Here is an 18,986-nt window from a genome sequence, read left to right as displayed (position 1 = left end):
GGCACTCTTTCGAGTGAGAGGCCGACTTGGCCTATACCTGACCAGGGCCCACATCCGAGCGGAAAAGCCCCGAAAGCAGGACGGTCACCACCCATGGGGCGGTAGTAAGGGTGCGGCGCATCAGCACCACGCGCCACGTCACCGTCACACAACGTCACAGTGAGGGAGTGTCGGGTGAGCCAGCCGGACATGCAGCCCGAGGGGCCGGCCCAGGGCGGCCGGGGCGACGGTCCGGTGGAGCCCGGCGATCTGATGGGGCGGGCCTTCCCCCTCGGCGACTGGGGCGAACCGGCCGAACGGCTGGACGAGCTCTACCGGTGGGTGGAGGCGGGGGCGCTCACCACCACGTACTGGTATCTCGCCGACCGGGTGTGGAAGCGGCGGGGGGCGCGGGCCCTGCGGGCCGGGGCCGCCGCGGGGGCGCTCGGCGCGGCCGGGCTGCCCCTGCTGGATCTCGCCGGGGTGCTCGGCGGGGGCGCCGCCTGGGGGTATCTGGCGCTGCTGGTGGCGGTCGCCTGCGCCGCGGGGGACCGCTTCTTCGGGGTGACCTCCGGGTGGATGCGGGACGTGGCGACCGCTCAGGCCGTGCAGCGGCGGTTGCAGGTCCTCCAGTTCGACTGGGCGTCCGAGTGCGTGCGGGAGGTTCTCGGGCCGGCCGAGGGGACCGCCGGGGAGGCCGCCGAGCGGTGCCTCGCCGTGCTGCGGCGGTTCTCCGAGGACGTGACGGAGTTGGTGCGGGTGGAGACCGTGGACTGGATGGTGGAGTTCCGGAGCGGGGTGGCGCCGATGGCTCTGCGGGTGGGTGGGGGTGGGGGCGGGGGTGGGTCTGTTCGGGACGCCTCGTCGGTCGGGCGGGCGTCGCTGCCGCCGGGGGCGCGGCCGAACATGCCGCGCCAGCGGCCACCGGAGCCCCGGTAGGGGCGTTTCCCTCGCCCCCGCCGCCCCTACCCGTCCCCGTCCACGCATGGGGCTGCGCCCCTCGCCCCCGTATCGCGCTGCGCGCTCGTCCTCAAACGCCGGACGGGCTGAATACGTTTCAGCCTCTCCGGCGTTTGAGGAGCGGGGGTTCGGGGGCTGGCCCCCGAGTCGTGGACGGGAACGGGTAGGGGCGGCGGGGGCGAGGAAAAGTTCTATGCCTGCGGGGACGGGAACGACACCGGGCTTCTCCGGCCCGTTCTGTTCACGGCTCTCACGCCGAAGAAGACGTTGTCCTTGGACAGGTCCACCTCGTGGGACGTCACGTCCCCGACCGGGATCACGTGCGTCCACTCCGCCGCCGTGGTCTCCCGCCAGACGACCTCGTACCCCGCGAGGTCCGGCTCGACCCCCCGCGCCCACACCAACTGCGTGGAATTCGTGAGCGCGGCGGTCAGTATCCGCGCCTCACGAGGCGCACCCGGCGCCTGCGCCAGCGTCCACAGCGCCGCCGCGTTCACCCGCGCGACCCGCGCGACGAACGGGAAGTCGCAGAACTCCGGCAGATCCCCGTACTGCTTGCCGTCCTCGACGCGCACGTCCTGGTGCTGATGCGCGAAGTCCTCGGCGGGCTCGGTGAACCGCGCCGCCGCGTACCCCTGTTCGAGGAAGGGGATGTGGTCGCCGCCCCGGCGGTAGCGGTCGCGGCGGTAGACGACCCGTACCCGCATACCTGTCGCCGGGTTGTCCGCCGTGTCCCGCACGAAACGGGCCAGCTGCCGCGACGGCGAGTCGTTCTCGCCGCCCACCGAGCGGCGCGTGGCCGCCTGTTCCGGCGTCTCCGACGTCGGCACGCCCTCCGCGAAGAGCCGGATCGTGTACGGGTCCCGCGTACCGTCGTCCGCCCTCGACGCGCCCACGATGTCGTTCGTGAACATGGCCTGCACGTCCGTGCCTGCCGCCTTGAAGCTCGACGCCATGTACGCGGCCCCGTACAGGCCCTGTTCCTCCCCCGCCACCGCCGCGAAGACGATCGTGGAGGCCGGGCGGCGCCCCGCCATGACCCGGGCCAGTTCCATCGCCACGGCCACGCCCGAGGCGTCGTCGTCCGCGCCCGGGGCGTCCGAGGTGGCGTCCATGACGTCGGTGACGCGGGAGTCGTAGTGCCCCGAGACGACGTACACCCGCTCCGGGGTGACCGAGCCGCGCAGGGTCGCCAGGACGTTGGTGATACGGGTGGCCGTGGGGATGCGGGGCGCGGGTTCCTGGACGTACGACTGGAGTTCGGCCGTCATCCGGCCGCCGGACGTGGCGGCGTACGAACGCAGCTGCGCCAGGATCCAGTCGCGGGCCGCGCCGATCCCGCGCGCCGGGTCGTCCTGGGCGGAGAGCGTGTGCCTGGTTCCGAAGGAGACGAGTGTGCGGACGGTCGCCTCGATGCGGGCGGGGTCGATCTCCCGTAACAGGGCGCGGAGTTCGCGGTCGGGGGGCTGGGCGGTGGCCGGCGGGTGGGCACCCGCGCCCGGCTCCTCCGCCGTCGCCGTCGCCGCCTTCGCCGTACCCGCCGTGGCGGCTCCGGCGGCCGCCGTCGCGGCCAGAACGGTTCTTCTGCTTGGGCTCACAGGTCGCATGCGGGAAATGGTTGTGTACGCGTCAATCTCAGGCAAGGGCCCGGGCAGGCGCGGCCCGGGTCAGCCCACAGCGCGGGCGTCCCGTCCACCGGCGCGGCGCGGTTGGGGTGCACCTCGCCGTCTCGGATGCCGCCGATGAGCCGTATCCCGCTGCCCACGTCACCGCCGGAGAGCAGGACGAGCAGCTTGAAGTGCTCGCCACGGTTGAGCGGGACGCGCGGGATGCGCAGGGTGCTGCCGTCGTAACCGAGGCCGTTCGACGGGGTGAAGTGGTCCATCAGGTGGTCGGTCTCGGGCGGCTGGGTCACCGACACCCCGCGGATCGTACGGTCCGTGAACACGGCGGTCAGACCGTGGAGTTCGCGTCCCGTGTAGTCCATGTCGGCGATGGACTGCGAGCCGTCGTTCTCGATGCGCAGGAGGACGAGCGTCGCGTCCGCCATGCCGGGCGCCTCGTCGAAGAGCCCGAGCCGGACGCTGGCCCTGCCGAGGCGGACATCGTCCCCGATCGGGTTGTCCATCTGTACGCGGTAGCCGATACGTTTCCGCCGCGGCACCCGGCGCTCGTACCAGACCATGACGCCCGAGGCCACGATGCCGACGACCGCCGTGCCCACGGCCACCACGTTCTCTGCGCTGAGCCACTCCACTGGGTGCCCCCACCACTCCCGGAGTTCGACGGTGCGGACACTGTACGAGCGGGGCGGACGGGAACGCGGTGACGACCGCTGAAGTTCAGCAGCTGTTCAGAGGCGGCCGTTCAGGAGCTGCCGTTCAGGAGCGGCTGTTCAGGGGTGCACCCGCCACTACTGCTTCGTGTACGTCAGCGCGTCGCCGTTGCTCGCGTTCACGCGGCGCAGCCGGCCGTCCGGCAGGAGGGTCAGCTCCGTTGCCGCGCCCGGCGAGCAGGAGCTGGCCGGTTCGCCGACGGTGACCTCGGACGGGCCGATCCGCAGCGGACCGCCGTCGCTCGGGGCCGCGGTGAGCGCCGCCCGGAACACACAGTGGTACGTGCCGCCGTCCGCCGGTCCGTCCGCCGTGAGCGAGAGGACCGTGGCGCCCACCTCGCCCTGCTGGATGGTGAGTTGACGGGTGTTGCGGCCCGTGGCGTTGTCGATGGACGCGGTCCAGGTGCCGAGGTACCCGGTGGGGATCGCGCCGTCCGCCGGTGTCTCCTCCCCGCTGCTGGGCGGCTGCGTCGAGGGCTTCTGGCTGGACGGGCCGGGGGTGGTGGGCGCGTCCTCGGTCCGGGAGGCGCTGGGGTCGCCGCCCGCCCGGCCGTTCGCGTCGCCCCTCATGAGCGCGTACACGGAGGCGCCCGCGCCGAGCGCGACGACCAGCGCCACCACGATCAGCACGGCGGTGGAGCGGGCGTTCCTGCGCGGCGACTCCGGTTCCGGCTGCGGCACGAAGCCCGGACCGTACGAAGGGGTCGGTCCGTACGGAGGTGTGGGTCCGTACGGGGGTGTCGACCAAGCGCCTTGCTGGTGCTGTTGCTGGTGCTGCTGGTGCGGGTAGCCGTAGCCCGCGGCGGGCTGGGGGTGCTGCTGGGGATAGCCGTAGGCCGGGTGGACGGGGCCCGGGGGCGGGGTGTGCGCCGGTGGGGCGGCCGGCGGCGGTGTCGCGGGCCCGCCCGCGGTCATCGTCGGGAGGTGATCGGCGGGGGCGCCCGCGGGCGGCTGCGGGGCGGGCAGGGAGGAGGCGTCAGGAGTGGGGGCGTGCTCCGGGGACGCCATGGGAGGGGGCACGGAAGGAGGTACGGAAGGGGGTACGGAAGGGGGTACGGAGGCAGCGGACGGGGCGGACGCGGGCGCTTGGGCGGGTGCGGGATCCGGGGTGCGTGCGGGATCCGCGGCGGGTGCGGGACCCGGCGCCTCCTCGGCCCCGGACGCCGGGCGGGCCGAGACGTCCGGGTCCTCCGAGTCCAGCAACCGCACGGCATGGCGGCCCAGTTGTGCCACCAGCATCCCCGGCAGCCAGGGGTCGCGGCTGCGGCCGTCCGCGACGGTGTCCTCCGCTCCCGTGCGCTCCAGGATGTCGGCGAGCGTCGGACGGGAGGCGGGGTCCTTGCGCAGGCACTGGCGGACGAGGTCGGCGATGCCCTCCGGCACCCCCTCCAGGTCCGGTTCCTCCTGGGCGATACGGAACATCAGGGCGTGCGCCCCGCTGTCGGCCGCGCCGAAGGGGAGGACGCCCGTGGCCGCGTACGACAGGACCGAGCCCAGGCAGAAGACGTCGCACGCGGGTGTGACCCGGTCGCCGCGGACCTGCTCGGGGGCCATGAAGCCGGGCGAGCCGACGAGTGCGCCGGTGCGGGTGAGGCCGCCGTCGGTGACGGTCTCCAGGGCGCGGGCGATACCGAAGTCGATGACGCGCGGGCCGTCGATCGTGACGAGGACGTTCGACGGCTTGAGGTCGCGGTGGATCAGTCCGGCCGCGTGGATGTCCCCCAGCGCGTGCGCGAGGCCGGCCGCGAGGATCCGTACGGAACGTTCCGGCAGCGCGCCGTGGTCGTGGCCGACGACCTCCTGGAGCGAGGGTCCCGCCACATAGCCGGTGGCGACCCACGGGACGGCCGCCTCGGTGTCCGCGTCGAGCACCGGCGCCGTCCAGTAGCCGCCCACGCGCCGGGCCGCCCGTACCTCCTGACGGAAGCGTGCGCGGAACTCCTCCTGTTCGGCGAGTTCCTGGCGGACGAGTTTGACCGCGACGGTCCGTCCGCGGTCGGAGCGCGCCAGATACACCTGGCCCATACCGCCCGCGCCCAGTCGCGCCAGCAGCCGGTACGCACCGATGCGGTGCGGATCCGCAGGTCCGAGCTTCTCCATCGAAACGCCGCCCTCCCCCGTACATGTGCGACAGCCCGAGGATAGTGCGGCGGAACGGGGAGGCGGCAGGGGCGGTGTCTACGGTTCCGTAACGGGGAGTACGGGTTCCGCGGCCGGTCCGGCGCCGGCCTCCGAGGCCGTCTCCATCGCCTCGATCAGCCGTTCCAGCACCCGTACGGTCTCGGCCAGTGCCTCCTCCCCGATCTCTTCCCCGATGCTCTCGCCGATCTCCTTGCCGATCCTCTCGCCGAACTTCTCGCCGATCCTCTCGCCGAGGGTTTCCGTGAGCCGGTCCGCGAAGGCCGCGTGGCCGGGGCCGATCTTCCGGACGGCCTCGAAGCCCTCGCCGGTCGGCCGGAGCAGTTTGGCGCGGCGGTGGGCGGGGTTGGGCACGTACTCGGCGAGCCCCCGCTCCACCAGCAGGTCGGCGATCCGCTGCACGCTCTGCCGGGTGATGCCCATGGCGCGGGCGATCCCCGAGACGGGCAGGGGCTCCCGCAGGACGGCGCCGAGCACCTGCCACCGGGCGGCGGTGAGTCCGGCCGGCCCGGCCAGTTCCTCGGCGACGCCCAGGTACTGGCCGTTCAGCCGGAAGACCGCGAGCGCGCTCCGGCTGAACAGGTCCTGGCGCTCCCTGCCCGCCTCGCCCGCCCCGTCCGTTCCGCTCACCGCCCGGCCGCCTCAAGGACCTCGTACGCCTGCGCGTCGGAGTCGTGGAACAGCCGGTACCAGGCGTCGAGCACCTCTGGCTCGTACACGCCGAGCAGGGCGAACACCTCCCGCGCGAACGCGACGGGCTCGGTGGGTCCGGCGGTGACGAGCCCGCGGTCCGTCACGGCGTCGGCGTCCACGTACCGGTCGCCGCCCCGGTAGCCGGTGGCGGCCAGGTAGAAGGAGACGGCTGCGGTGTGCGCGCGGTCGTCGAGCAGGCCCTCGCGGGCGAGTCCCGCGGTGGCCCCGCAGATCGCGGCGACGGGCACGCCGGCCGCCAGGAACTCCCGCGCCCGGCGGGCGAAGGGGACGAGTCCGTCGCCCGTGTCCCAGAGGTCGGCGCCCGGCAGGATCAGCAGCGCGGCGTCCTCGGGGCGTACGTCGTCGAGCGTCACGTCGGGCCGGATCCGCAGCCCGCCGACGGACCGCACGGGGTCGCCGGACAGACCGACCGTCCGGATCTCGTAGCCGGCGCGGGCGAGATACGCGGTCGTGTGACCGGTCTCCCAGTCGGCGAGCGTGTCGTAGACGGCGAGGTACACGGGCTTGCGGGCGGGATCGGGGGCGCTGTCGCGGGTCATGGCTTTCTCCTCGGTCGCACGGTCACCGGCTCGCTCTATATGTCAGCATGCTGTCATTACGACAGCATGCTGTCAATGATTCCGGAAAGGCGGTCCCGGAGGCCTTCCCACACACGACAACCTGTCGCTTTCCCGGTCGTGCCGCAGACAGGACGCCGATGTCGCGCCCGCGCCCCGGACCTCTACCCTCGGCCGCATGACCCCTCAGCCCAACCCCCAGGCCGGCGCCGCCGTGAAGGCCGCGGACCGTGCGCACGTGTTCCACTCCTGGTCAGCGCAGGAGCTCATCGACCCGCTCGCCGTCGCCGGTGCGGAGGGGTCCTACTTCTGGGACTACGACGGCAAGCGGTATCTCGACTTCACCAGCGGACTCGTCTTCACGAACATCGGCTACCAGCACCCGAAGGTCGTCGCCGCGATCCAGGAGCAGGCCGGGAAGCTGACCACCTTCGCGCCCGCGTTCGCCGTCGAGGCCCGGTCGGAGGCGGCACGGCTGATCGCGCGGCGGACGCCGGGCGACCTGGACAAGATCTTCTTCACCAACGGCGGGGCCGAGGCCGTCGAGAACGCCACCCGGATGGCCAGGCTGCACACCGGCCGCCCGAAGGTGCTGAGCGCCTACCGCTCGTACCACGGGGGCACCGCCGCCGCGATCAACCTCACCGGCGACCCGCGCCGCTGGCCGAGCGACAGCGGTACGGCCGGGGTCGTGCGCTTCTGGGCGCCCTTCCTCTACCGCTCCCCCTTCCACGCCGAGACCGAGCAGCAGGAGTGCGAGCGCGCGCTCCAGCACCTCGCCGACACCATCGCGTTCGAGGGCCCGGCCACCATCGCCGCGATCGTCCTGGAGACGATCCCGGGCACCGCGGGAATCATGATCCCGCCGCCCGGCTACCTGGAGGGCGTCCGCGCGCTCTGCGACGAACACGGCATCGTCTTCGTCCTGGACGAGGTCATGGCCGGCTTCGGACGCACGGGCGAGTGGTTCGCCGCCGACCACACGGGGGTCGTACCGGACCTGCTGACCTTCGCGAAGGGCGTGAACTCGGGGTACGTGCCGCTCGGCGGGGTCGCCATCTCCGGGGCGATCGCGGAGACGTTCGCCCGGCGCCCGTACCCCGGCGGGCTCACCTACTCCGGGCACCCCCTCGCCTGCGCCGCCGCCGTCGCGACCCTGAACGTGATGGAGGAGGAGGGCGTCGTCGAGCAGGCCGCCCGGATCGGCGAGAGGGTCCTCGGCCCCGGGCTGCGCGAGCTGGCGCAGCGCCACCCGAGCGTCGGCGAGGTCCGCGGCACCGGGGTCTTCTGGGCCCTGGAGCTCGTACGGAACCAGGAGACCCGCGAGCCGCTCGTCCCCTACAACCCGCAGGGCGAGGCCAACGCCCCCATGGCGGCCTTCGGCGCGGCGGCCAAGGCGCACGGACTGTGGCCCTTCGTCAACATGAACCGCACCCATGTCGTGCCGCCGTGCAACATCACGGAGGCGGAGGCCAAGGAGGGCCTGGCCGCCCTCGACGAAGCCCTCTCCGTGGCGGACGAGCACACGGCCCGCTAGGGGCTGACAAGGCCGGGCAAGGGGTACGAAAGAGGGGTGTGACGCAGGACTCCTGCAATCCGGGTGACCCGACATCGAACGCGTAAGGTGACTGGCTCGTAGACATGGGCGAGTACTTATTCGATGGGGGAAGGACCCGGACGATGCGCGGCACCGGCAGTGGCGGCGGCAATGTGGCCGTCACCCGCAGCACCCTGCGGCAGCAGATCGCCGACGCGCTGCGCGACGAGGTGCTCGCCGGGCGCCTCCAGCCGGGCAAGGAGTTCACGGTCAAGGAGATCGCCGAGCAGTACGGCGTCTCCGCGACCCCCGTCCGCGAGGCCCTGGTCGACCTGTCGGCCCAGGGCCTCCTGGACGCGGACCAGCACCGCGGGTTCCGCGTCCACGAGTACTCGCTGGACGACTACCGGGGCATGATCGAGGCCCGCAGCCTCGTCACGGAGAGCATCTTCCACGGGCTCCTGGACGCGTCGGCCACCACCACCCGGGGCGCCCTCGCCGCGCTCGCCACCCACTCCGACGATCCGCGCACCGCCGCCGCGCTCGCCGGGGTGCGCCGGCGCGGCGAGGAGGCGCAGCGGGCCGCCGCCGCGGGCGACCTGAACGTCCTCATCGGCTACGACCTGCGCTTCTGGCGCGAGCTGAGCAGCCTGTTCGGCAACCCGTACCTCGCCGACTTCCTGCACCGGCTGCGGGTCCAGTCCTGGGTGTGCGCGGTCCAGCACCTGCGCCGGATCGAGGATCTGCGCGGCCATCTGTGGGCCGATCACACCGACCTCGTGGACGCCCTGACACGGCGGGACGCCCCGGCGGCGCACGAGGTCGTCGCGGCGTACAACACCCACTCGCTGGCGCTCATCGAACTGCTGGCGCAGGACTGAGGGCCCCTCGGCGCCGGGCGCGGGGGCCGGAAGCCGTCGGCGGGGGCTGAAAGCCTGCCGGCGCCGGGGCTGCGAGCCTGCCGGGGCGACGGCCGGGAGCCCGCCCGGGGCGGGGCCGGGAGCCGCGGGCCGGCGTCAGGTCGGCGGCGGTCCGGCCGGTGTGGGGTATCCGACCCGCACGAAGGGGACCTACCGTGCCTTCACCCATTACGCTGCCTTGACCACCATGCTGAACGAGGAGCTCTCAGTTGGCCTGTGACCTGTGGCTGGTCCCGCTCGTCGACGTGTTGTGCCACACCCCCGACAACCCCTTCGCCGAGGAACTCGCCCTCTACGACAAGGCGCTGGGCGAGGCCGGACTACCGCCGGTGCCGGTGTACGCGTACATGCCGGGCCTCTCCGGCGATGTGGCGCCCGTCGCGGGCTTCGACTACGACGCGCTGCACTTCCTGCGCCGCGCCTACCTCCTGCAGGTGTGCCAGCTGCCGGTGACGCCGGTCGGCGAACTCGGCGGCGACTACGAGCAGTTGCTGGAGATGTTCGACACGACGGCCCAGCAGTCCCACCTGGTCTGGCACTACGACCACGCGGGCGCGTACGTCCCCGTCGACTTCCCGCACCCGCTGTCGAGCGACGAACTCCTGGCGGGCGGCGGGCCGTTGGGCTCCTCCCAGGCGCTGCTGCGCGAGCTCGAACTGGTCGCGCCGTCCATCGGCATCGACCCCGCCAACCCGCCGGTGCCGCCGCAACCTCCGATGGCACCGACGGAGTTGGAGGAACCGGCCGCCCCGGCCCCCTTCGACGCGAGCCCGTTCGCCCGCGAACGCCATGTGTGGCTCGGCCTGCACGCGGCGGCGACGCGGAGCCTGGCCCAGGGCTCGATGATCATCTTCAGCTAGGGTCCGGCTCGGTAAGGGCGGCGCTGCGTACCTCGCCGCTCATGACCGGGCGGACCCCAGCAGCAGGGCGACGGTCTCGTCGCGGGTGCGGGCCGGGGCGTCGTTCCAGGCGCACAGCAGCTCCCAGTCGCTGAACAGGGCGCTGCCCGCGGGGTCCAGCCGCCGGCGCACGGTGGCCAGGGCCGCGCGTACCCGCGGGCCGCAGGACTCCGCGTCGCCGGTCGCGGCCCAGGCGAGGGCTCCGACCAGACTGGCCGCCTGCGGGGCGTGCGGGGCTCCGACGTACAGCAGGCCCTGCCCCTGGCACCACCCGTGCCGGGCGATCAGCAGCGCACCGCGCCGGAACACCTCGTCGTCGCAGGCGTCGTCACGTGCGTCGTCGCGTGCGTCGTACGTGGCGTGGGCGTCGTACGTGTCGTGCGCGTCGTACGTGTCGTGCGCGTCGTACGTGTCGTGCGCGTCGTACGTGTCGCCGGTCGGTGTGCCGAGGGCGTCGAGGCCGGCGAGGTCTGCGGGGGCGGGGTGGTGCAGGGCTGTGCTCATCAGGTGGGGCTGCCTCTCGTGAGGAAGGATGTCCTGCCTTCTGGAGCAGGGGGTCCTGGTGACATCCCTGCCGGGTGGCGCACAGAACGCTGCGCCGTCGGCCCGGGGAGGCGAGACGAACGGCGCAGCGGGTGGGAGGGGTGAGGGGGCGGTCAGCGCAGGGTGGGTTCGGCCACCGGGAGGTGTTCGTCCGCGTCGGCCTCCTCGCCGTCCGTGGCGGCGGCCGGTCGCGGGGCCGCGGCCTGCTCCGGGCCGACGGCCTGCTCCGGAGCGAGGGCCCGCGGGGCGGTGCGGCGGTGGCGGCCCCAGACGCGGTCGCCGACCAGCAGGAGCGTGGCCGGCATGACCAGGCGCCGGATGACGAGCGCGTCCAGGACGACGGCGACGGCGAGGCTGATGCCCAGCTCACGGACGATGCTGATCTGGGCGCTGGTGAACGAGGCGAAGACCGCCACCATGATCGCCGCGGCGCCGTTGACGAGACCGGCGGTACGGGCCAGGCCGCCCAGGACCGACTCGCGGTGCGAGAGGCCGCCCAGGTAGCTCTCCCGCATCCGGGAGATCATGATCACCATGTAGTCCATGCTCAGCCCGAACATCACCGCGAACAGCATCAGCGGGGTGACGCTGTTGATCGAGTGGTCGTCGTTCCCGCTGACCAGGGCGAGGAAGCCGAGGCTGGCACCGACCACGGCGATGTTGAAGGCCAGGGCGAGCAGCGGCAGCAGGACGGAGCGGAACGCGAACAGCAGGATCAGGAAGCTGAGCAGGGCGACGGAGGCGACCACCAGGGGCACCGAGCGCAGGACCAGGTCGTCGAAGTCGGAACCGGTGGCGGTGGCTCCGGCCAGGCGGACGGTGACGGCGGAGTCGGCATGGTCCCCCAGGTGGTCGCGCAGATCGTCGACCAGGTGGTGCGCGGCGGAGCTGTCGGGGTCGGCGCCGGGGGTGACGACGACCCGGGTGACCAGGCGGTCCCCGTCGAGCGTCCACAACTGGCCGAGTGCGGCACGCTCGTCCGCGCCCAGGCCCGACGGGTCGGCCAGGGCCTCGGAGAGCGACGCGGCGGGCAGGCCGAGGGACGTGACGGCCTGGACCTTGTCGGCGCCGGGCGCGGTTTTCGCGTAGGAGGCGACGTCCGTGGCGCTCCTGAGCAGGGCGTCGGCCTGGTCGCGGTCGGCGCTGAGCACGACCTGGACGGGGAACATCTCGCGTACGCCGATGTCCTGCTTGATGCGCTCCATGCCGATGCGGGCGCTGTCGTCGGAGGGCAGGATGTCCGCGCTGGCGACGGGGACGCGCAGGGTCAACTGGGCGGCGGGGGCGGCGAGCGCGGCGAACACGACGACGAGGCCGGCCAGGACGAGCCCGGGCCGCCCGGAGAAACGACCGCCGGTACGGCCATCGGTACGTCCGTCGGCACGTCCGTCGGCACTGCCACCAGTACGGCCGTCGGTCGCGGCGGACTTCCCGGCGTCGCCCTTACCCGCCTGCTCGCCGGCCTTCTTACGGCTTCGGAGGGTGCCCCAGTTGATGCGGTCGCCCAGCAGGCTCAGTACGGCGGGGAGCAGGGTGACGGCGATGGCCACGGCGACCAGGGAGACGGCCACGCCGCCCAGGGCGATGCTGGTGAAGGACATGGCGCGGGGGATGAAGAGCGCCGAGAGGGCGACCACGACGGCGAGGCCGCTGAAGAGCACGGAGTGGCCGACGGTACGCATGGTGCGGTCCAGGGCGTCGTCCACGGCGCGCCCCTCCGCGAGTTCCTCCCGGAAGCGCTTGACGATGAAGAGCGAGTAGTCGACGGCGACGGCCAGCCCGACCATGGACACGATGTTCGTGAACAGGCTGTTGACGTCCGTGAACTGCGTCATCCCGTAACCGATGGACTGCGTGAACATCAGGGTCACGCCCGCCATGAGCAGCGGGACGACCATCGCGGCCACGGACCGGAAGACCAGCAGCAGGACGACGAAGAGGACCGGGAAGGCGATCATCTCGGCGCGGGTGACGTCCTCCTTGGAGTGCACGTTCAGCGCGTAGTCCAGGGCGGGAGCGCCGGTGACGTCGACCTGGACGTTCTCACCGACGGCGTCCCGCACGTCGTCCTGCAGATCCGGTACGAGGTTCTGGACGGTGGTGTTGTCGCTGGTGAAGCCCACCTGGATGAAGGTCGTGCGGCCGTCCTTCGACAGCCACTCCGGGTGGGTGGCGCGGTCGGTGACGGCGGACACCCCGTCGCGCCGCACGGCCTCGCGGGCCGGCGCGACGGCGTCCTCGACGGAGCCGTCCTTGCTGTGCAGGACGACGAGCAGTGAGTTGGGGGCCTCGTCGAACGCGCGCTCCAGGGTGCGCTGGGCCTTGACGGACTCGCCCCGGGGGTCGGAGAAGCCGCCCGTCTTCAGCGCACCCTCCAGCTGGAGCGCGAAGGGGACGGCCAGGGCGAGCAGCAGCAGCCAGGCGGCGATCACGGCTTTGGGCCGTGCGACGGCGAGTTGGGCGATTTTATTCACTTCTACTCCTGAGATCGGGGTCCGCAGCTCGCGGGGGCGGGCGGGCCGTCCGACGACGACAGTCGATGATGAGACATCAATGTTGCGTTATCGATGACTCATCATGCATGCCGTGACATCGATGACGCAACATCTTTGAGAGGGGTCGTCGAGGAAAGGGCCTCGGGAAGGCTGGAATCGAGGGGATTCGGCCAGGGGTTGGGTCTCGGGTGGAGTTCCCTTCGCGCGCCGCTCCTGGCCGCCTCGGAGCTCTCCACCGACGGCCCGGCGGCGAAGGGGCCGCCGCAGAGGGCGGCACGAATGGCGGAAAAGTCACGTGCCGGGGAGCGGCGGGGCCGTACGGCTCGGATCGGCGGCCGGGCAGGCGGAGGCCGGGGCTGGCGGGTGCGTCGACGGGTGACAGGCGGGGGCCCGTGCACTCGCGCGTGACCGCGGGACGCGGGACTGCGGGACGCGGGACTGCGGGACGCGGGACTGCGGGACGCGGGACTGCGGGACGCGGGACTGCGGGACGCGGGACTGCGGGACGCGGGACTGCGGGACGCGGGACTGCGGGACGCGGGACTGCGGGACGCGGGACTGCGGGACGCGGGACTGCGGGACGCGGGACTGCGGGACGCGGGACTGCGGGACGCGGGACTGCGGGACGCGGGACTGCGCAACGGGATGTGCCGGTGGCCTCCCCTAACTCCGGTGCGGGGCCTGAGGGTTGCCTGCGGGCCCCGGCCCCGTCAGGGGCGCGGGGAACTGCGCGGCCCACCCCCACGCAGCCGCAGTCGAGAACCGGACCGAACCTGCCCTGCCCTGCCCTGCCCTGCCCTGCCCCTACACCTCGTACGCCCACTGCGAGTGCGTCGTGGCCGGTCGCGCAGTTCCCCGCGCCCCTGACGGGGCTCTGCGCTGATCGGGGCCAGACGGATCCGAGCACTGCGGGGCTCCCCCGCGGCCACGTGGGAGCGGGGGCGGGGCGGGGCGCAGCCCTTCCCCGTCGGTGTTCGGGCGGCGGGCCCGCAGGCGGGCCGTGTCGGCGGGGTCGGCCCGGAGGACGAGGCGGTACGGGGGCCGGCTCTCCTTGCGCACCACGGTCACCCAGCCCCGGCGGGCCCAGCCGTACAGGGTGATGGACGGCATGGACAGTTCCGCGGCCAGATCCTGCAGCCACCACTCGTGCGCCGCCAGCCCCTCACCGCGTACGGCGGCGGGTCGGCGACGGGACGCGGACGTGTTCTCGCGCAGCAGTCGGCGCACCGTGGTGAGACTGATCGGATCGCTGCGGCCCGGCGCCATGGTGTAGCCCTCGCGCCCCAGCGCCTGGGCGATCGTCGGGGCGTTGAAGCCCAACGCCGCGAGGACACTGATGCGTTCGACGATCAGCGTGTAGTACCGCTGCGACGGAATCGTGCGCGACGACTCCGGATGGACGGGCGGACGCTGCACCCCGGGCACCCCGGGCACCCCGGACACTCCAGATGAGGCGTCGGGACCGTCGGCCACCTCGTGATGGACGCCGTCTTCGGCGAACTCGGCCACATGGCGGGCGACACTGCCGGCCGGCGGCGACGTCATGTCCGCCGCGGGCGGACCGGTGCGCTCATCCATCGGCGGCAGGGCGAAGGGACGGCCGCCGGATCAGCCGTACCGGGCTCCCGGCTCCGGCGCGGTCCCGGCGGGCACACTCCGCGCCGACCCTCTCGGCGGGGCCGAGTACCGCCCCGGGAGGCACCGACCCTGCGGGCTCATGGCGGCCGAAGTGCTCCGGTCTCGCGGGCTCCTGGCTCAGGGAACGCGGCGTCCGCGGTAAAGGGCACGGACGTCCCGGCCGGCGCGAGGGGCTGATGGCGATGTGCGGGAAGCGGTACGGATCGCCGGGGCGGGCGACGGCCGGTTTCACGGGGAGGTGTCCTCCATCGTCACTGGGTCTCACTGAGCACACGACCGGTGGAGCGGAACGATGCGCGCCGCGACGCTAGACATGCCTCTGCGCGCTGGAGACACGGTTCACACCCCAGGTTCCGAACGGCTAGACGGCAGGGACCGGAATACGACAGCGCACGTGTCGGCCCCGCCGCGCGCCCACAGCCGAGGAAAGGGGTTTCGGTCCGGCCGCCGGAGCCTCAGGCAGCCCGCGAACTGGGCTTTCTGCGCATTACAGGGCCCCGGAGCGAGCCTTCGGTTCACAAAGGCGCCTCACAAGTTGACCGAAACCGGCCAGTGAGAAGGGGTCGGGTCGGTCGCCCGTTCCGACCCGTATGCGCCAGGTTCGCCCCGACATGGTGACAACGATGGCGACAGCGTTGTCACCATCAGCCCCGCCACCGGCCTCACCGCCGGCCGACCCCGCCCGCCATCACGCTCAGACGGCACTGAAAATGCGGCCCATGATGTCGAAGACGGTGGTGAAGTCCGCCCCCTCCGGCTCCGGGCGGCCAGAGACGGCAGGGGCGGCGGGGACGACGGGGGTGACAGGGACGGCAGGGGCCGGATCGCCCGCGTACGGCGCGACGGATGCATCAATCATGATCATGTCAACTCCAGATACGGTACGGCCGATATGGACAGGTACAGATAGGTACAGACAGGTACGGGGTACGTGAACACGAGCGGCCCGGCGCCGCCGTCAGGGCAGGGTGATCACCTGGGCGGCGTACGAGAGTCCGGCGCCGAAGCCGATGGTCAGGGCCAGGCCGCCGCTGCGGACGGCCCCGGAGGCCAGCATGTGCTCGATCGCCAGCGGGATGGAGGCCGCCGAGGTGTTCCCGGTGTGGACGATGTCGCGGGCGACGGCCACGTGCGCGGGCAGCCGCAGTGTCGTGGCGAGGCTCTCCACGATGCGCAGGTTCGCCTGGTGCGGGATGAACGCGTCGAGGTCGGCGGCGTTCAACTCCGCTTCCTCCAGGGCCTGTCGGGCGACCCGCGCCATCTCGTAGACCGCCCAGCGGAACACTGTCTGGCCCTGCATGGTCAGCGCCGGGAAGCGCTCCGGCGTACCGTCACGCAGTTCGAGCCAGGAGGCGCTCTGGTCGATGGCCCCGCCCTGCGCCCCGTCAGCGCCCCAGACCACGGGACCCATGGCCGGGGTGTCGCAGGGCCCGACGACGACGGCTCCGGCGCCGTCGCCGAAGAGGAAGGCGGTGGCTCGGTCGTCGTGGTCGATCAGGTCGGACATCCGCTCGGTCGCCACCACCAGGACGTGGTCGGCGCTGCCGCCGCGTACCAGGTCGTGGGCGATCGCCAGGGCGTGGGTGAAGCCCGCGCAGGCCGCGGAGAGATCGAAGGCCGCGGCCTTCGTGGTGCCGACCCGGTGGGCGATGTCGGCGGCGACGGCGGGCAGTTGGCGGAAGTGGGTGGAGGTGGCCACCAGGACACAGCCGATCCGGTCGGCGGTGACTCCGGCGTGCGCGAGCGCCTTCTCCGCGGCGGCGGCCCCCATGAGGGCCACGCTCTCCTGCTCGGCCGCCCAGCGCCGTTCGGCGATACCCGAGCGTTCGCGGATCCACTCGTCGCTGGAGTCGATGCGGCGGGCGATCTCCGCGTTGGACACCACGCGGGAGGGCCGGTAGCCGCCCACGCCGACGACACGGGCGTACGCGGGGCCCGCGGGAGGCCTCGGCACGGAAGGTGTGGACACGATGCGTCTCCCTGGAACGGACGGTCACGGACGGTCGGGAATGGGTGGGGGTGCGGTACTGGGTGGGAGTACGGGACGGAGTGGGAGTACGGGACGGGGGGAGGTGACGGGCCCGGTGCGGGGGATTTTCGCCGGGCCCGTCACGTATGGGGGGTGGGCGGCCGGTTCGACGGCCGGTTCAGTCGAGGCCACGCAGGATGTGGTCCTCGGCGTACTCGCCGTCCGGACGGGCCAGGTGCAGCGGAGTCGGCCGCGCCCAGCAGTCGGCGCGGGCGGGTGGCACGGGCGGGACGGCCCGTGCCGTGTTCTCGACCGGCGGCGCGGCAGCGGGTGTTGCTGTGCCGGCGGCCATGTCAGGACACCTGGGCCAGGGCACGTTGCGCGGCCCGCCCGGACAGCCGGTCGAGTCGGAGGTCGGCGACCCCGGCGAACGCCGGCCGCAGCAGGGCGGCGAGGCCGCCCCGGTGCGTGAAGGAGTGGGTGACGTGGGTGCCCTCGCCGTGCGGCAGCAGGCTCCAGCTGTTGGTCTCGGCCAGGCCGGGCACCTCCCACCGGCCCTCGACGAGGGTCTCGCCGATGCTGACGTACTCCCAGTGGCCGCGCAGGGCGCCACGGGCGACGAGCGGGTAGCGACGGCCGGTGAGCGCCTCCGAGGGTCCCTTGACCGAGAGGAAGGCAGGGTTCCACTCGGCCAGGGCCGTGGGTTCCAGCAGGATCTGCCGCACGATCCCGACGGGCGCGGGGATCAGGATGTGCGAGGAGTGACCGTTGCCGGCGCCGGGGTCGAGGTCGGAGTTGGCGTTGGAGTCGGGGTTCATCAGTACCTCATTCCTCCGTCGGTGCGGATGACCGTGGCGTTGATGTAGTCGGCGGCAGGAGATGCCAGGAAGGCGATCGTCTCGGCGGTCTGTCCCGCCTCGCCGATCCCGAGCAGCGAACGGTCGGTCATCCGCCGCCGCTGCGGACCGGCGACGGCCGCGCCCAGACCGGTGTCGAGGATGCCCGGGGCCACGGTGGTGGTGCGGATGTTGTAGGAGGCGTACTCCTGCGAGACCGTCATGGCCAGGCCGTGCAGCCCCGCCTTGGAGGAGGAGTAGGCCGCCTGGCCCGCGTTCCCGGTGAGCGCGGTGATGGAGGAGATGTAGATGATGCGGCCGTAGCGCGCCCGCATCATCGTCTTCACCGCGTACTTGGTGGTCAGGAACGCGCCCCGCAGATTGACCCGCTGCACCTCGTCCCAGTCCTCGATCGACATGCGCACCAGGGGCTGGTCGCGGGTGATCGCGGCGTTGTGGATGAGGACGTCGAGCCGGCCGAACCTGCGGGCCTCGGCCGCCAGCAGGGCCGCCGTCTCGTCGGTGGCCACATCGCCGGGGACGAGCCGGAGCCGGTCCTTGTGCTTGTCGACGAGACGGTCCAGGCCGTCCGAGGGCGAGCGGTGGTTGGCCACGACCGCCGCTCCCTGATCGAGGAGCGTCTGCGCGGTCAGCAGGCCGAGGCCCCGTCCCGCCCCGGTCAGGAGCACCACCCGGCCCTTCAGCGGGCTGCCCGGCGGGAGGACTGTCGGAGCGGGACTGCTCATGGCGTGGTCTCCCAGGTGTGGGCCGCGGCCGTCGCCGGACCGGCCGGGCACAGGGCGGCGGACGCGAGACCGGCGGTGACTGCGGCGCCGGGGACACCGGCGACGTCAGCGGCGCCGGGAATGCCGGCGACGTCATCGGCGCCGGGGATGCCGCAGACATCGGGGATGCCGGCGGTGAACAGCCGGTCGGTGACCGGTGCGAGGCGGTCCTCGGAGAAGGGGCGGGGTGTACGCAGCCGGGCGAACCGCAGGTTCTCCGGCCGGTACGGCGGTGTCTCCACGATCAGGTGGGGCAGCAGCAGGTCGGGACTCTCGCGCAGCAGCCCCGCGCTGTCCTCCAGGAAGCGCAGACCGCGCTCGCGCAGCGCGGGCGGCAGCCAGTCCATGACCGGCAGACGCAGTTCGCTGACCACACCGTCACTGGTCAGTTCCGCGCGGTCCGCCACGTCGGGCGGCAGCCGGTCGGCCTCCTCCGCGTACATGGGGACGGAGATGCGTTCCTGTTCGAGGAGGACGAGCAGGCATCCGCCGCCGTGGAGATGGTCCAGCACCTCGGCCGCCTGTGCCGGGCTCGGCCACAGGGCCGTGGGGGTGTAGTCGCCGGACACGGACCTGCGCCAGGAGAGCCGGCGGGGTCCGTCGAAGACCACGAGGGTGTTGCCGCACTTCAGGGACGCCGAGGTGCTCGGCGCCGACATGCTCGACGCTGATGTACTCAT

At 72.8% G+C, this 18,986-nt stretch carries 17 protein-coding genes and 1 pseudogene; 4 read left to right on the top strand and 14 right to left on the bottom strand.

What is annotated here, in order from left to right; translation table 11 throughout:
• Positions 1–174 precede the first annotated feature (174 nt).
• A complete protein-coding gene (locus J8N05_RS07785) occupies positions 175–918 on the top strand; it encodes an SLATT domain-containing protein (RefSeq protein ID WP_210881718.1) in 744 nt (247 codons plus the stop codon).
• A gap of 212 nt (positions 919–1,130) precedes the next feature.
• Here J8N05_RS07785 and J8N05_RS07780 read toward each other — a convergent pair whose 3' ends face one another.
• From J8N05_RS07780 to J8N05_RS07760, 5 genes and pseudogenes are all read right to left on the bottom strand, one after another.
• Positions 1,131–2,546 carry a M20/M25/M40 family metallo-hydrolase gene (locus J8N05_RS07780; RefSeq protein ID WP_210881717.1) on the bottom strand — a complete coding sequence of 472 codons (1,416 nt, stop codon included), beginning with the start codon at positions 2,544–2,546 and terminating at the stop codon, positions 1,131–1,133.
• Between the two features lie 50 nt (positions 2,547–2,596).
• Positions 2,597–3,196: pseudogene (locus J8N05_RS07775) on the bottom strand (phosphate ABC transporter substrate-binding protein); the annotation flags it as partial.
• Positions 3,197–3,352: 156 nt separating this feature from the next.
• Positions 3,353–5,374, bottom strand: coding sequence for a serine/threonine-protein kinase (locus tag J8N05_RS07770; protein ID WP_210881716.1), 2,022 nt, complete (start codon positions 5,372–5,374; stop codon positions 3,353–3,355).
• 78 nt (positions 5,375–5,452) lie between these two features.
• On the bottom strand, positions 5,453–6,043 hold the full coding sequence (locus J8N05_RS07765; RefSeq protein WP_210881715.1) for a MarR family winged helix-turn-helix transcriptional regulator: 591 nt from the start codon (positions 6,041–6,043) through the stop codon (positions 5,453–5,455).
• The gene (locus J8N05_RS07760; protein WP_210881714.1) at positions 6,040–6,666 is read right to left on the bottom strand and encodes a DJ-1/PfpI family protein; all 627 of its coding nucleotides are present in this window, start codon (positions 6,664–6,666) and stop codon (positions 6,040–6,042) included. The genes J8N05_RS07765 and J8N05_RS07760 overlap by 4 nt, the downstream gene beginning before the upstream one ends.
• A 196-nt stretch (positions 6,667–6,862) precedes the next feature.
• Here J8N05_RS07760 and J8N05_RS07755 point away from each other — a divergent pair, with 196 nt between their 5' ends.
• From J8N05_RS07755 to J8N05_RS07745, 3 genes are all read left to right on the top strand, one after another.
• On the top strand, positions 6,863–8,221 hold the full coding sequence (locus tag J8N05_RS07755) for an aspartate aminotransferase family protein (protein ID WP_210881713.1): 1,359 nt from the start codon (positions 6,863–6,865) through the stop codon (positions 8,219–8,221).
• 143 nt (positions 8,222–8,364) lie between these two features.
• Positions 8,365–9,102: a GntR family transcriptional regulator gene (locus J8N05_RS07750; protein ID WP_210881712.1), complete on the top strand. Its 738-nt coding sequence runs from the start codon at positions 8,365–8,367 to the stop codon at positions 9,100–9,102.
• A 248-nt stretch (positions 9,103–9,350) separates the two neighbouring features.
• Complete coding sequence (locus tag J8N05_RS07745; RefSeq protein ID WP_210881711.1) at positions 9,351–10,001, top strand: hypothetical protein; 651 nt, start codon at positions 9,351–9,353, stop codon at positions 9,999–10,001.
• 39 nt (positions 10,002–10,040) lie between these two features.
• On the opposite strand, the gene J8N05_RS07740 is transcribed toward J8N05_RS07745, so the two are convergent.
• The 9 genes from J8N05_RS07740 to J8N05_RS07700 all read right to left on the bottom strand — a co-directional run bounded on the left by J8N05_RS07740 (position 10,041) and on the right by J8N05_RS07700 (position 18,986).
• Positions 10,041–10,544, bottom strand: a complete 504-nt coding sequence (locus J8N05_RS07740; protein WP_210881710.1) for a DUF6197 family protein — start codon at positions 10,542–10,544, stop codon at positions 10,041–10,043.
• Between the two features lie 152 nt (positions 10,545–10,696).
• The gene (locus J8N05_RS07735; protein ID WP_210881709.1) at positions 10,697–13,057 is read right to left on the bottom strand and encodes an MMPL family transporter; all 2,361 of its coding nucleotides are present in this window, start codon (positions 13,055–13,057) and stop codon (positions 10,697–10,699) included.
• An 825-nt stretch (positions 13,058–13,882) separates the two neighbouring features.
• Entirely contained in the window at positions 13,883–14,656 is a 774-nt protein-coding gene (locus tag J8N05_RS07730; RefSeq protein WP_210881708.1) for a hypothetical protein, read from the bottom strand.
• A gap of 754 nt (positions 14,657–15,410) precedes the next feature.
• Positions 15,411–15,575 carry a hypothetical protein gene (locus tag J8N05_RS07725; RefSeq protein WP_210881707.1) on the bottom strand — a complete coding sequence of 55 codons (165 nt, stop codon included), beginning with the start codon at positions 15,573–15,575 and terminating at the stop codon, positions 15,411–15,413.
• A gap of 99 nt (positions 15,576–15,674) precedes the next feature.
• The gene (locus tag J8N05_RS07720; RefSeq protein WP_247706187.1) at positions 15,675–16,685 is read right to left on the bottom strand and encodes a beta-ketoacyl-ACP synthase III; all 1,011 of its coding nucleotides are present in this window, start codon (positions 16,683–16,685) and stop codon (positions 15,675–15,677) included.
• Between the two features lie 178 nt (positions 16,686–16,863).
• Entirely contained in the window at positions 16,864–17,037 is a 174-nt protein-coding gene (locus tag J8N05_RS07715) for a hypothetical protein (RefSeq protein WP_210881706.1), read from the bottom strand.
• Between the two features lies 1 nt (position 17,038).
• Positions 17,039–17,503: an SRPBCC family protein gene (locus tag J8N05_RS07710; protein WP_210881705.1), complete on the bottom strand. Its 465-nt coding sequence runs from the start codon at positions 17,501–17,503 to the stop codon at positions 17,039–17,041.
• Positions 17,503–18,267, bottom strand: coding sequence for an SDR family NAD(P)-dependent oxidoreductase (locus tag J8N05_RS07705; protein ID WP_210881704.1), 765 nt, complete (start codon positions 18,265–18,267; stop codon positions 17,503–17,505). The genes J8N05_RS07710 and J8N05_RS07705 overlap by 1 nt, the downstream gene beginning before the upstream one ends.
• Positions 18,264–18,986: a hypothetical protein gene (locus J8N05_RS07700; RefSeq protein WP_210881703.1), complete on the bottom strand. Its 723-nt coding sequence runs from the start codon at positions 18,984–18,986 to the stop codon at positions 18,264–18,266. The genes J8N05_RS07705 and J8N05_RS07700 overlap by 4 nt, the downstream gene beginning before the upstream one ends.

This window comes from Streptomyces liliiviolaceus (genome assembly GCF_018070025.1).
GTDB lineage: Bacteria > Actinomycetota > Actinomycetes > Streptomycetales > Streptomycetaceae > Streptomyces > Streptomyces liliiviolaceus.
Note: the sequence above shows the minus strand (reverse complement) of the source record. Positions and strands in the feature narration are given on the sequence as shown.